The organism is Streptomyces sp. TN58 (assembly GCF_001941845.1).
In the GTDB taxonomy this organism is placed as follows: Bacteria; Actinomycetota; Actinomycetes; order Streptomycetales; family Streptomycetaceae; genus Streptomyces.
Genome location: NZ_CP018870.1, coordinates 6,728,430 through 6,741,204, shown reverse-complemented (window position 1 = coordinate 6,741,204; position 12,775 = coordinate 6,728,430). Strand labels below are relative to the sequence as shown.

Here is a 12,775-nt window from a genome sequence, read left to right as displayed (position 1 = left end):
TTGCGCTCTCCCGGCTGACCACGGCCACGTGCCAGTCCTGTACTTGTGCCTGGCTCTGTTCCCTGGCCTGTCCCTGGACCGAACAGCTCTTCGCGGATGCCCGTACGTCCCGGACGCGTGGGCGGTGAGGGGGCCGGGTCGCCCCGCGGCGACGGCCCCGTCGGCTCTCTGCCGGGAACCGCCGGTGCCGGACAGGCTGAGAGCGGCCACGGAGGAGTTCCCACGAGCGCGGTGAAGGCGGGCCGGCGGCGGAGACCGGTCCGGCTGAGCAGGGCGCACACCTGGCGGTCGGGCAGAGGCCGGCACGCCGAGTGCGGTCATGGAGACTCCCGGCCTCGCGGCTGCCTGCCGCCGCCTGCCGCTGCCTGCCGCCGCCTGCCGCTGCCGCCGCGACGCCGGGGGCGCGATGCCTCAGACTCGCTTATAAGGGTCGGTGCGTCCGGCACCGGCCGCGGGGATGGTGGCCGACGTGCTTGAGGTCCCGCTCTGGCTGTGGGTTGCGTTCGCCGCGACGGTGGTGGTGTCGCTGGCGGTGGACCTGCTGGCCCACCGCAGCGCGCACGTCATCGGCTTCAAAGAGGCAGCCGCCTGGAGCGGGCTGTGGGTGGGTCTCGCCCTGGTCTTCGGCGCGGTCGTCTTCCTCGTCCTCGGAACGACCGCCGGCACGGAGTACACGACGGCCTGGCTGCTGGAGAAGAGCCTGTCGGTCGACAACCTCTTCGTGTTCGCCGTGATCTTCGGCTACTTCAAGGTGCCCCGCGCCTACCAGCACCGCGTACTCTTCTTCGGCGTCATCGGCGCCCTGGTCTTCCGTGGCATCTTCCTGTCCCTCGGCGTGGCCGTGGTCAGCCGCTTCACCGCGGTCCTGTACGCCTTCGCCGCCGTCCTCTTCTACAGCACGTACAAGCTGCTCCGAGAGGAAGAAGAGACGTTCGACCCGGGCAACAGCTTCGCAGTGCGGATGCTGCGAAGGATCATCCCTGTCCGGGACGAGTACGCGGGAGCGAAGTTCTTCGTCAGGGAGGCCGGCAAGCTCGTGGCCACGCCGCTGCTCGCGGTGGTGGCGGCGATCGAGGCTGCCGACCTGATCTTCGCCGTCGACAGTGTCCCAGCCGTCCTCGCGGTCAGCGACGACGCCTTCATCGTCTACACCAGCAACGCCTTCGCCATCCTCGGCCTGCGCGCCCTGTACTTCATGCTGTCCGGCCTCCTCGACCGCTTCCACTACCTCAACACCGGCCTCGCGGTGATCCTCTCCTTCATCGGCATCAAGCTCATCCTCCAGGCATCCCACAAGATGATCAGCCCCGCGATCCCCGAGATCCCCTCGCCCGTCAGCCTGGCCGTCATCGCCGCCGTGCTCGCCTTGTCCATCCTGTTCAGCCTGCGGCTGCCCGCCCCGAACCACCAGCCAGGAGTCGGCGGCGCCGAGACCGAGCAGACCACCGCCTCCGAGGACGATCGGCAGGCCGGGACAGAGCGAGATGAGCCACCCGACGACCCGCCGCGACCGTCGCACTGAACTGGGGCCCCCGCACCGGCTGGCGACCAGGGATGACTACCACGGTCCCCCGTCACGGACTATTGTTAAAGAATGGGCAAAGACCAACACGAGACCGGGCCGCAGGGCAGGATCTTCTGCCCGACCTGCAAGCGCCCTGTCGACACGGTGATCAAACGACGGCACAAGACCCTGGGGGTCTTCGTCCCCGTCTGGGAGCCCGGCCCCTGCCGCAATCCCGACTGCTCCGACTACGCCGACTACCCCATACGCACTCGGCCGCACCACAACCACTGAGCCGATCACCGGCCGACAAGTGGTGTACAGGCCGGCAATGTTGTTCGGCGGGGCCGGATCCTGCCGTCACGATTGGCTGTCCGACGCGTGTGAACGGCCCGGGCGGGCGCCTCGGCTCGGGCCGGCCCGATTGCCGCATGGCGGCCCACCCGGCAGCGGCGTCGCGTATCCCAGAGACCCGGTCAACGGACGGCCCGGCCTCTGCGGCACCTACCTGCCGAACGCCCAGGGCAGGGACGTCATCTCGGCAGACCGCGACCCGCTTCCCGTGCAGAACCCGGCCGCGCTCCACCCCGCCGCGTTCGACCGTCTGCGCCGCTGCATGACGCCCGCGTCGCCGAGCAGGGCAGGACGACCCTCGGCGAAACCAGGCGGGACGCCGAGATCAGCAGCCTGCGCAAGCGAAACCGACCAGGTCCTTCTCAGTACGCCCAGCGCGCGCAGCACGCCACGATCCTTCATCGTGGTTGTACGGGGCGCCGCTCCACCTGGGGTGCCCGGTTGCGGGGCAGAGAGGTAGCGGCTGGGACGAGGGGAGTTCAGGCCTGATGTCATCGCCACGGATCGTAACCGCCGACGACAGCGTGCACTCCCTCGCGTCGCCGGTCTGCTCGCACAATGAATGGGACCCGCTGGAGGAGGTCGTGGTCGGGCGCCTGGAAGGTGCGACGTTCCCGTCGAGGCATCCGATCGTGACCTGCAACGTCCCGGCGTGGGCGGGACGGCTGCAGGGGCTGGCCGCCGGCGTCCGCTATCCCCGCGCCATCGTCGAGCCGGCCCAGCGTGAACTCGACCGGTTCATCGCCCTGCTGCAGTCCCTGGGTGTGACGGTCAGGCGCCCCGACCCTGTTGACCACCGCCAGCGGTACGCCACTCCCGACTGGCCGTCACGCGGGTTCGCCAACAGCTGTCCGCGTGACAGTCTGCTGGTGATCGGTGACGAGATCATCGAAACCCCGATGGCCTGGCCGTGCCGGTACTACGAGACCTTCTCCTACCGCTCACTCGTCAAGGACTACTTCCGCCGTGGCGCCCGCTGGACGTCGGCCCCCAAGCCGCAGCTCACCGAGGCCCTGTTCGACGCGGACTACCAGGTCCCCGGGGCTGACGAGCAGGTGCGCTACCTGACCACGGAGTTCGAGCCGGTCTTCGACGCGGCGGATTTCGTGCGGGCGGGCCGTGACCTGTTCGCCCAGCGGAGCAACGTGACCAACCGTATGGGCATCGAGTGGCTGCGCCGCCACCTGGGGCCCGACTACCGCATCCACGAGATCGAGAGCCGCTGCCGTACGCCGATGCACATCGACACGACGTTCCTCCCCCTCGCCCCGGGCAAGGTGCTGGTGAATCCGGAGTACGTCGACGCCGACCGCCTGCCCGCGGTTCTCGACGGGTGGGACGTGCTGATCGCGCCCGAGCCCGATCCGCTCCCTGAACGGCTGCTCAAAATCACCTCCATGTGCGGGAAGTGGCTGAGCATGAACGTCCTCGTCATCGACGGCGAACGCGTGATCGCGGAACGCCACCACACCCGCATGCTGCGCGCCTTGGAGAGGTGGGGCTTCGAGCCCGTCCCCTGCGACCTCCTGCACTACGCGCCGTTCGGCGGGTCATTCCACTGCGCCACCCTCGACATCCGTCGCCGCGGCGCGCTCGATTCCTACTTCCCCCCGCCAACCCGCGCGACCGCACCCTGAACACACGCCACCACACCAACAGACCGCACGGATGTACCGAGTACCTGGGGGCAACGAGGAAGGCGCGTTCCTCGCTCCTCTCTCGGGAGTGCTGAGCCTTTCCCTTCCGTAGGTGTTCACGCCGTCGGACGTCCGAATAACCGCAGGTCAGCGGACTCGACCGCGCGGCTTCAGATGCGTCGGAGGAAGATCCGGAGCAGGAAGCGGAGGGCCGTCGTAGCCCTTCACCTCACCGAATCGGGACCCGTTCATCCAGGCCTCGCGGGCCTGCGCGATGTCGTCGTGCGAGCGGCCGATCCAGTTCCAGAACAAAGCGCGACACAGGAACGTTTTCGCAGGTCAAATGGGTCTCGGATCGCTGACGGTCAGCAAACCGTCAGCATCGGCATCCGAGGAGTCCCAGGCACATGCCAGCCAAGACACTCGCCCGAGGCATGGGCACCTTCTTCAAGGACTGCGAGCACCAGGCATCCCGCTGGGCGAAGTGCCCGCACCTCTACAAGGTCCGCTACCGGGCTCCCAGCGGCAAACAGGTCGAGGAGTCGGGCTTCCTGACGCAAGACGAGGCCATCGACCGACTGACCAGTGTCTACAAAGCGAAGAAGGTCGCCCCCGCGAACCAGGCGAAGAGCGAGCGCCTCGAGAAGTACGGCCAGATGCGGTTCCGGGAGTACACCGCCGAGTGGAAGGCCGGCCAGCGGCACCTTGCAGCGGCGTCCCTCAGCCACCTCGACTCACTCCTCCAGCACCACATTCTCCCCGCCCTCGCCACCCGCCGCATGAGCACCTTCGACCACAAGGTGGTGGACGGGTTCATCCGGACTATGGAACGCAACGGCGCGGGACTCGCAGCCCAGTCGAACGCCTTCGACAAGCTGAAGTCGATACTCCTCGACGCACATCGCCTGGGGCTCTTCGACGACAACCCCCTCTTGGGTGTCAAGCCACCTCAGTACGACCCCAAGCGTGCCGTCATCCCCTCCCCTGCCCAGCTCCAGATCCTGCGGGGAGCCGGGGACGACACCTTCCGACTCGTGGTGGACCTGATGAGCGGCTGCGGGCTACGCAATGGCGAGGCGGCCGCTGTCAATGTCAACAACATCGTGGCTGACGACGTCTACCGCGTCACCGAGCAGGTCAACCAGTCGACCAAGACGTACGACCGACTCAAGCACCGCAAGCTCGGCGAATACCGCGACGTCCCGCTTCCCCAACGGACCAAGAACGCCATCGAGTGGTATGCCGACAAGCACGGCACCACAGACGGCTACCTCCTGCGCCACCCGCAGGACCCTGGCCGGCGGCCCTTCCAGCCGTACCTCCTGCAGAACCAGTGGCAGCGGCTCAAGAGGCGGGGCGAACTCGACATACCCGACGGCATGGTCATCTACAGCCTCCGCCACTTCTTCGCCTCGAACTGCCTCAGGCACAACATCCCCATTACCGACGTCGCCGAATGGATGGGACACAACAACATCGACATCACCTTCAAGATCTACCGACACCTCATGCCCGGCTCGATCGGCACAGCCGCCAAGCTCCTCAACGCCGGTCTGGCCGCGTGACGTGCACCCCCACCGTCCAGAGCTCTCAGCACAGGCTCCAGAACGGCCCCCGGGGCGAACCGAACTCCCGCCGACCGATTGGACGCGCCGAGCAGCCCACGCTGCGGCAACCCGGCGGATGACCCTTCATGCATAGCCGATGATCGCCGGTTAGCCAAACCGGGGATTCTCCATACCATCGATCTCACGAAGTTCCAGCAAACGAAAGGGGCGCCATGCCAGCGCAGTTCATGACCGCGAAGGAACTTGCGGCGCACCTCAACATGTCGCTGGTCTGGGTCTATCGAGAGGCAGCGCGATCGGGCCTGACGCCCTACAAGTTCGGCACGGGCCGCAACGCGAAGATCCAATTCAAGGCGTCCGAGGTCCAAGCGTGGATCGGACAAAGGAAGTTGCCCAGTCCCACGTAGACCCAACCGCCGCTGAAAGCACACCCACGCAACGAAGGAAGATCACAAGGTGGCCACGAGGAACCTGGCTCGCGGGATGGGAACGTTCTTCAAGTCATGCGATCACCCACAGACCAGGTGGTCGAAGTGTCCGCACGACTACAAGATTCGGTTCCGAGGCACATCGGGACGCCAGATTCAGGAATCTGGCTTCGAAACCCAAGAGAAGGCCATCGGAAGGCTCACCGAGATCTACGACACAAAGAGGAGAAGACCCCACAGTCAGGCGAAGCACGAACGCATCGAGAAGTTCGGACGCATGTCATTTGGCGAGTACGTTGCCGAGTGGCGGGCAGGGCAGCGCCGTCTGGCTGAGTCTTCAGCCAGGCACCTCGACTCCTTGCTGGAGAACCACCTCCTACCAGCGCTCAGAAGCCGGCGCATGGACAGCTTCGACCACAAGGTGGTCGAAGGCTTCGTACGCAATATGGAGACTTCCTGCGTCGGCGCGGCCACACAATCGAACGCCTTCGACAAGCTCGCTTCCATCTTGCATGATGCGCATCGCCTGGGCATCTTCGATGAGAACCCTCTACGAGGCGTCAACCCTCCTCAGTACACGCCAAGTCCTAGCGTCATCCCGACCCCAGGCCAGCTCGCAGCGATACGTTCCGGCGGCGACGACTCCTTCCAGCTGCTCGTCGGCCTGATGAGTGGCTGCGGCTTGCGCAACGGCGAGGCCGCTGCGGCCAACATCCGCAACATCGTGGCCGATGATGTCTACCGGGTCACTGAGCAGGTCAATCAGACCACCAAGACGTACGGACCGCTCAAACACCGAAGACCCGGTGAGTACCGCGACGTCCCGCTTCCTCCGCGCATCAAGGACGCCATCGAGCGGTACGTCGACAAGCACGGCACCACCGATGGCTACCTCCTCCGGCACCCCAAGGACACCACCCGCCCGTTCCAGCCATATCTCCTGCAAAACCAATGGCAGCGGCTCAAGAAGGAGCAGAAACTCGCCATCCCTGACGGCGTGGTCATCTACAGCCTCCGTCACTTCTTCGCCTCGAACTGCCTCAGCCATGGCATCCCCATCACGGATGTCGCCGAATGGATGGGCCACAAGAGCATCGACATCACGTTCAAGATCTACCGGCACCTCATGCCTGGGTCGCTCGGGCAGGCAGCCAGGGCCCTAAACCTCGGTCTGGCCGCCTGAAACTCAGCACCTCACGGAGCCGACCGTCTCGCCGCCTCCCTGGACCCAGCCGAGAGGGGTCACAGCGACAACGCCTGCGCCTGATGCCACCCGGCCGCGCCATGCACCATGACCATCCGCCCTGAGGAGCCGGCGCGATCCTCCCGGGACCCGTAGACCACGCAAGGACCAAAGAAGATGAACCCACACTCCTCAAAAAACCTGAAGCAGTTGGGTGATCTGGCCGCCCCGCACAACGGGGAGCCCGAAACCCGTCCCCTCGTCCTCGGCAGGGTGTTCTCCAAGGAGATTCCGCTGGGGCCAACTGGAGAGATTACCCTCACTTCCTATAGCTCGGTGTCAGGGAGAGGCAAGCTCCATGGAACCCGGGAGTGCGGGAAGCTTCGTGCAAGGCACGGAACGATGGAGGTCGCGCTCCCTTTCCATGAAGCCGTGGGGCGGCTCTGCACCGCTGGCCGCTGCCAGTCGACAGCCCCATTCTTTCTCTGGGAGCAGCCGTGGCCGCGATCGCGACACTCGGCCTTTGGCTCGATCGCGAAGGCGATTCCCTGGAAGACCTCGACGAGGAGCGCGACGCCGCCGCAACCCTGGCGACAGGCGAGTTCCCACCGCCCTCGTCAGACGACGACGGTGTCGCCGAGGAAGACCGGACCGAGGAGTTCGCGCGCTACGAACGTGCCCGCGGGATCCGCACCCACCGATACGAGCACTGGCGTCGACTCCACACCTACCTGGTGGAGAGCAACGAGGCCGTCTCTGAGTTCCCATACCTCGCCCCTTGGGCCGCTGATCTGCAACGGCAGTTTCTCCTGGTCCTCGAAGAGCAACGGCGCGCCTTCGCCTCCCTGCTCCAGCCAACCTCCCTGCACGAAGCCTCAGCAGTACGGCACCTACCCAAGCCAGAGTTCGCTCCCGGACCGTCCTATGCTGGTTTGGGTACCGATGCAGCGCGCACCTTTCAGCGCGCCTGGTTCGAGTGGAGCCACAGTGCCACATGGTCCTGGAGCCGGCTGGAAGACCACGACTTCACCGTTTCATGCGTCGTACGAGATGCCTTCGGTCGCCGACGAAAAGGGCTGGCAGAGGCGCTGGAGTCCTTCAGTCAACTCACAGCAGAGTGGACTGTCCAGGCACGCGTACATGCGGTCCGAAGCATGAAGTCACCCTGGCGCCACGTCGGCGTCAAAGTGCCCCCACTCACTCACATTCGCTTCGGCGAGCGTGCCCAGGACCCGCTCACCGCCTGGGAAGCCTCGGTCATCGCCTCCTACCAGATCGCCTTCAACCCCACCGCTGGCACGGCCGCCCTGCTCGTACCTCACGTCGTTGCTGAACAACTGACCGCAACGGCTTCGTCCTCGATGCCGATCCAGCCTCTGAACGCACACGGCAACGCTGCCACTGCCGAATACCTGCTGGCGCAGTGGCTCCCGGGCGACCCACCGGAACACCCTGCTTCCGGCACTATGGCCAGCCGCCCAGCTCGTGATGTCCAGACCCAGCACAGGCAGCGCTAGAGGTACCGAGGGGACCGACCGAGCACCCGGCCAGCCGTCATGCAAAACCACAGAGCGCGCGCCGACAGCCCCCTGCCCGGCAGATGAGGTCGGCGGGCCGCGGCAGCGGATCCTCGGTGACGAATCGGGGATCCGCGGCTTTTCCTTCAACGTGTTTCGTCATCGGAATACGATCTAGCAAAAACATGTGAAAGGAAACCGCAGGTCAGCAGCCCGCGGAGAGCAAACCGGACAGGGTTCCAGTGTGCGTTACGGGCAGAGTGGGCGATACGTGCAGTGCGCTGACGCTTCTTTCTCGCATCCGTCTGGGCCTGATGGTGCCCGCGAAATCGGCCCGGCGCACACAGCACCACGGCTCGGCGGCGCCGGTCGGCGAGGTTGGCTCGGGGCTGGTTTCGCGCCTCTTCTGCGGAGCCGATGGCCCGCCCGCTAGGCCAGACCATGCGCGCCCAGCGCAGAGGCGGCTTTGCACTCGGCCGGCTGCCGAGACGCCGCGTCCGCAGGTATGTGTACCGCGGTGCTGCGGTTTCGGGCATGCTGGGGAGCATGAGCAGCAGGTACGCACAGCTCCGGCCGTATGCCCTGCCGGACTCGCTCGGGCAGCTGAGGGGTCCGGGGAGCGGCATCGTGGTCCTGCCCAGGCATCTGGACTGGGGCCCGCACTACGAATTCGACCTGGCCGACGACGCTGACGTGCTGCTGATGTACGAGCGGGTGATCCGCGAGGCGCAGACGCCGGAGGACCTGCACGCCCACCTCAACGTGGACATGCTGCGGACCCACTGGCGCACCCTGTTCCTGCCCGGTCCGGCGAGAGCCGCCTGGGAGGCCCGTTTCCCCGGGCTCGCCAGCACGTCGGCGGCGGCCGCGTAGTGGAAGACCTGCACCATCGGCTCATCCGCATCGGTCTGGAAGCGCTCGCGAAGGACTTCGGCTACCGGCTCGCCGGCGGGTACGCCGTCCAGGCCCACCGTCTCGTCAGCCGGGTCAGCGATGATGTCGACCTTTTCACTCCGATCGCACGCGCCGAGGGCGAGCTTCCTCAGGCGATTGCCCGGCTCGTCGAGGCGTATGAGTCGGCCGGGTACAAGGTCCAGGTCACGCAGCAGGCCCAGGTGTACGCACGCCTGCACGTCACCGATCCGGGGACCGGCGCGCAGTCCAAGGTCAAGCTCGTCGGTGATCTCCTGCACCATCCACCCGTCGACTCGGACCTCGGTCCCGTCCTCCATCTGGACGACTTGGCGGCCGCGAAGACCGGCGCCCTGTTCGGCCGGGCCGAGGTGCGCGACGCCATCGATGTCGACGCACTCCTGCGAGCCGGGTACAGCCGCGCCCGCCTGCTCGAACTCGCCGCTCTGAACGAGGCCGAACCTAACCTGTCGGAGTACGTCTCCGCCCTCGCCCGAGTGGAGCATCACACCGACAAGCAGTTCGCCGCCTATGGAATCGACGCACAAGTGGCTGCCGCGATCCGAGGCCGGTTCGCCGACTGGCGCCGCGAGCTGTCCCAGGCCCCGCACGAGGAGCACGAGGAGTCCGCCAGGGCCACCGGCCCGTCTGCCGGCCGGCTCCCGCCGTCACCGCCCGGCCATGGCATCGGGCCCAAGCGGGCGGGCGGCCGCTGAGACCGGCCGAGGCGTGCGCGGTGTGCTGCATAGGGTGTAAGGAACGCGTCAAGAAGAGAGCGCGCGGTGTGCCGGGAGCCCCGATCATGACCTGGCAGTGGATCGGCCTGATGGCCTTCTCAGTAACCCTGCTGCCTGCCGGGCTCCCATGGCTGCCGGCTGGGCCCCGGCCCGCCTGCGTCACCAGCTCGCACCTATGCGCCTCTGTGGCTGGGCCGTTATCACGGTCCTCGCTGTGACCGGGTGCCTGCTGGCCGCGTTCTCCCTGGGCAAGGTCGAGGGCACCGCATGAGCCCTCGGCGTTCTCGGCTGCTGCCGTCCTGGCCGCTCGTGGCCTGGTGGGCGACGCTCACCGCCGTCCTGTGGCTGGCGGGAATGGCCGTGGGGCAGCCCGCGTCGATCCCGGGATGCGCTGCTTCCGCGGCCCTGCTGGCAGCGGTCGGAGAGGTGGGTGACCGGGCACGACGTCGCTGGAAGCAGCGCCGCACCTCCACCTCGGCCAGGCTCGGGCGCGGACCGGACTCCTGACGTGCGAGCCCGGCCCTCCGGCTCGGCGGCCGGGGGCCGGGGGTGGCGCCGGTGATCGTCAGTGACCGGCGGCGAGCTCGCCGCTGAGCCTGCGGTGAAGGTCGGCGCTGGGGGTGTTGAGGCCGGTGATCTCGACGGTCTTGCCGCGCTGGGCGTACTTGTGCTCGATGGCGTCGAGGGCGGCGACCGAGGAGGCGTCCCAGATGTGGGCCCCGGACAGGTCGATGACGACCCTCTGCGGGTCTCGCACGTAGTCGAACCGGCCGACGAGGTCATTGGAGGAAGCGAAGAACAGTTCACCCGTGACCCGGTAGACGACCGTGGTGTTGTCGGGGTCGACCACGGCGGTGACGTCGGCGAGGTGGGCGACGCGCTTGGCGAAGACGACCATGGCGGTGACCGAGCCGACGACGACGCCGATGGCGAGGTTGTGGGTGGCGACGACGCAGGCGACGGTGATCACCATGACGGCGATCTCGCCCGCGGGCATCCGCTTGAGGGTCCTGGGGGCGATGGAGTGCCAGTCGAAGGTCGCGAAGCACACCATGACCATCACCGCGACGAGGGCGGCCATGGGGATGTCGGAGACGACCGGGCCGAAGACGATGCACAGCACCATCAGGAACGCCCCGGCGAGGAAGGTGGACAGGCGGGTGCGGGCGCCGGAGACCTTCACGTTGATCATCGTCTGGCCGATCATGGCGCAGCCGCCCATGCCGCCGAAGAAGCCGGTGACGACGTTGGCGATGCCCTGGCCGATGGATTCCCGGGTCTTGTTCGAGTGGGTGTCGGTGATCTCGTCGACGAGCTTCGCGGTCATCAGCGACTCCATCAGCCCGACCAGCGCCATGGCGAACGCGTACGGCGCGATGGTCGTCAGCGTGTCCAGGGTGAACGGCACGTCGGGCAGGCCCGGCACCGGCAGGGACGACGGCAGCTCGCCCTTGTCGCCCACCGTCGGGACGGCGATGCCGGCCGCCACCGTGATCACGGTGAGGATGACGATCGAGACGAGCGGCGCGGGGACCACAGTGGTGATCTTCGGGAAGAACACCATGAGCGCGAGGCCGCCGATGAGCAGCGGATAGACCGGCCAGGGGACGTTCCGCATCTCCGGCACCTGGGCCATGAAGATCAGGATGGCGAGGGAGTTGACGAAGCCGACCATCACCGAGCGGGGGATGAACCGCATCAGCTTCGCCACCCCGAGCGCGCCCAGGAGGATCTGGAAGAGGCCGGCGAGGATGACGGCGGCGACGAGGTAGCCGAAGCCGTGCTCCCGGTTCAGCGGAGCGATCACCAGGGCGACGGCACCGGTGGCGGCGGAGATCATCGCCCGGCGTCCGCCGACGATCGAGATGACGACGGCCATGGTGAAGGAGGCGAAAAGGCCGATGGCCGGGTCGACACCGGCGATGATCGAGAACGAGATCGCCTCGGGAATCAGCGCCAGGGCGACGACCAGGCCCGCGAGGACTTCGGTGCGCCAGACCTTCGGATCGGACAGCCAGTCGGGCTTCAGGCCGCGTAGACGCGCGGCCGGGGACACAGCGGTGACAGCAGAAGACAAGGGAGACGGAACCTGTCGTACTCGGGCACGCCCTTGCGGCAGGCCGGGTCGTGCGGGAGGACGCGGAGGGGCCGGGCCGGCACCCCGCGGGTCGGCTTCGCGAGCTGCGGAGCCGGAAGTCGAGAGCGGACGGGGCGGGCCTGCGCGAGGGCGCGGCCTTACCTCACGTCCGGGGGCGGAGCGTCACGGCGGGCAGGCGGCGGCGCCGGGCGTCATGGGCTCGCGCACGCGTCTCTCCTGCAAGAATCGGAAGGTTCGCCGGGGGCGGCATCGGCCCCGACACGGCAACGGCGGGACAGCGGCCGGCCACCCTCACCACCAGGCAACTCTACCCTAACGTTAGAGTAGAGAATGGTGGCGCCCACCGGGCCGAGGCCGCCGACGACGACGAGAAGGGCCAGAGGAGCACGGGCGTGGACGGCAAGCACATGCAGATCGGCGAGGTCGCCGCGCGCACCGAGCTGTCCCTGCGCACCATCCGGCACTACGAGGAGACCGGCCTGGTCGTCCCCTCCGCCCGCTCCCAGGGCGGCTTCCGCCTCTACACCGAAGCCGACGTCGCCCGGCTCATGGTCATCCGCCGCATGAAACCCCTCGGCTTCACCCTCGACCAGATGCGCGACCTCCTCGACGCCACCGACCGCCTCGACGCCGGCGCCGACCTCGACGCCGACGATCGGGAAGCCCTGCTGGAGCGCGTACGGACCTACCAGCAGGCCGCCGCAGAGCAGGTCGACAAGCTCCGCGTCCAACTCTCCCGGGCCGGAGACTTCGAAGCGACCCTGCGCAGCCGCCTCACCCACACCGCCACGTCAGCCCCGGTGCAGACGTGAGGCCTTGACGGACGAGGCGTCTGCC

12 protein-coding genes and 1 pseudogene are annotated in these 12,775 nt (G+C 67.4%); 11 read left to right on the top strand and 2 right to left on the bottom strand.

The features are described 5' to 3' along the window. Positions 1–469 precede the first annotated feature (469 nt). The 3 genes from BSL84_RS30515 to BSL84_RS30500 all read left to right on the top strand — a co-directional run bounded on the left by BSL84_RS30515 (position 470) and on the right by BSL84_RS30500 (position 3,495). Positions 470–1,522, top strand: coding sequence for a TerC family protein (locus BSL84_RS30515; RefSeq protein ID WP_075972321.1), 1,053 nt, complete (start codon positions 470–472; stop codon positions 1,520–1,522). Positions 1,523–1,594: 72 nt separating this feature from the next. After that, entirely contained in the window at positions 1,595–1,798 is a 204-nt protein-coding gene (locus BSL84_RS30510) for a hypothetical protein (protein WP_037660851.1), read from the top strand. 548 nt (positions 1,799–2,346) lie between these two features. Next, positions 2,347–3,495 (top strand): amidinotransferase, encoded by a 1,149-nt coding sequence (locus BSL84_RS30500; protein WP_075971671.1) that lies wholly within the window; start codon positions 2,347–2,349, stop codon positions 3,493–3,495. A gap of 147 nt (positions 3,496–3,642) precedes the next feature. On the opposite strand, the pseudogene BSL84_RS30495 reads toward BSL84_RS30500, so the two are convergent. Continuing rightward, positions 3,643–3,807, bottom strand: a pseudogene (locus BSL84_RS30495) (pirin family protein); the annotation flags it as partial. A gap of 95 nt (positions 3,808–3,902) precedes the next feature. Here BSL84_RS30495 and BSL84_RS30490 point away from each other — a divergent pair. The 7 genes from BSL84_RS30490 to BSL84_RS30455 all read left to right on the top strand — a co-directional run bounded on the left by BSL84_RS30490 (position 3,903) and on the right by BSL84_RS30455 (position 10,347). Further along, positions 3,903–5,060, top strand: coding sequence for a tyrosine-type recombinase/integrase (locus tag BSL84_RS30490; RefSeq protein ID WP_234363567.1), 1,158 nt, complete (start codon positions 3,903–3,905; stop codon positions 5,058–5,060). 215 nt (positions 5,061–5,275) lie between these two features. Next, positions 5,276–5,470, top strand: a complete 195-nt coding sequence (locus BSL84_RS30485) for a helix-turn-helix domain-containing protein (protein WP_075971670.1) — start codon at positions 5,276–5,278, stop codon at positions 5,468–5,470. A gap of 49 nt (positions 5,471–5,519) precedes the next feature. Then, entirely contained in the window at positions 5,520–6,674 is a 1,155-nt protein-coding gene (locus BSL84_RS30480) for a tyrosine-type recombinase/integrase (RefSeq protein ID WP_234363566.1), read from the top strand. Positions 6,675–7,171: 497 nt separating this feature from the next. After that, positions 7,172–8,191, top strand: coding sequence for a hypothetical protein (locus BSL84_RS36295; RefSeq protein ID WP_159393592.1), 1,020 nt, complete (start codon positions 7,172–7,174; stop codon positions 8,189–8,191). Positions 8,192–8,737: 546 nt separating this feature from the next. Then, positions 8,738–9,064, top strand: coding sequence for a hypothetical protein (locus tag BSL84_RS30465; RefSeq protein WP_107484944.1), 327 nt, complete (start codon positions 8,738–8,740; stop codon positions 9,062–9,064). Further along, positions 9,064–9,819 (top strand): nucleotidyl transferase AbiEii/AbiGii toxin family protein, encoded by a 756-nt coding sequence (locus BSL84_RS30460; RefSeq protein ID WP_075971666.1) that lies wholly within the window; start codon positions 9,064–9,066, stop codon positions 9,817–9,819. The genes BSL84_RS30465 and BSL84_RS30460 overlap by 1 nt, the downstream gene beginning before the upstream one ends. 288 nt (positions 9,820–10,107) lie before the next feature. Further along, positions 10,108–10,347, top strand: a complete 240-nt coding sequence (locus BSL84_RS30455) for a hypothetical protein (protein WP_075971665.1) — start codon at positions 10,108–10,110, stop codon at positions 10,345–10,347. A 58-nt stretch (positions 10,348–10,405) separates the two neighbouring features. Here the strand turns inward: BSL84_RS30455 and BSL84_RS30450 are convergent, their stop codons facing one another. Next, positions 10,406–11,896, bottom strand: coding sequence for a SulP family inorganic anion transporter (locus BSL84_RS30450; protein WP_075971664.1), 1,491 nt, complete (start codon positions 11,894–11,896; stop codon positions 10,406–10,408). Positions 11,897–12,330: 434 nt separating this feature from the next. Between BSL84_RS30450 and BSL84_RS30445 the strand changes: the two genes are divergently transcribed. Next, positions 12,331–12,750, top strand: coding sequence for a MerR family transcriptional regulator (locus tag BSL84_RS30445; RefSeq protein ID WP_199838768.1), 420 nt, complete (start codon positions 12,331–12,333; stop codon positions 12,748–12,750). The last annotated feature ends 25 nt before the right edge of the window (positions 12,751–12,775 follow it).

What these genes read in the sequence shown, in the direction of transcription:
- BSL84_RS30500 (WP_075971671.1), top strand. Translation starts at nt 2,347, where the DNA reads ATGTCATCGCCACGGATCGTAACCGCCGACGACAGCGTGCACTCCCTC.
- BSL84_RS30465 (WP_107484944.1), top strand. Translation starts at nt 8,738, where the DNA reads ATGAGCAGCAGGTACGCACAGCTCCGGCCGTATGCCCTGCCGGACTCG.
- BSL84_RS30510 (WP_037660851.1), top strand. Translation starts at nt 1,595, where the DNA reads ATGGGCAAAGACCAACACGAGACCGGGCCGCAGGGCAGGATCTTCTGC.
- BSL84_RS30490 (WP_234363567.1), top strand. Translation starts at nt 3,903, where the DNA reads ATGCCAGCCAAGACACTCGCCCGAGGCATGGGCACCTTCTTCAAGGAC.
- BSL84_RS30455 (WP_075971665.1), top strand. Translation starts at nt 10,108, where the DNA reads ATGAGCCCTCGGCGTTCTCGGCTGCTGCCGTCCTGGCCGCTCGTGGCC.
- BSL84_RS30485 (WP_075971670.1), top strand. Translation starts at nt 5,276, where the DNA reads ATGCCAGCGCAGTTCATGACCGCGAAGGAACTTGCGGCGCACCTCAAC.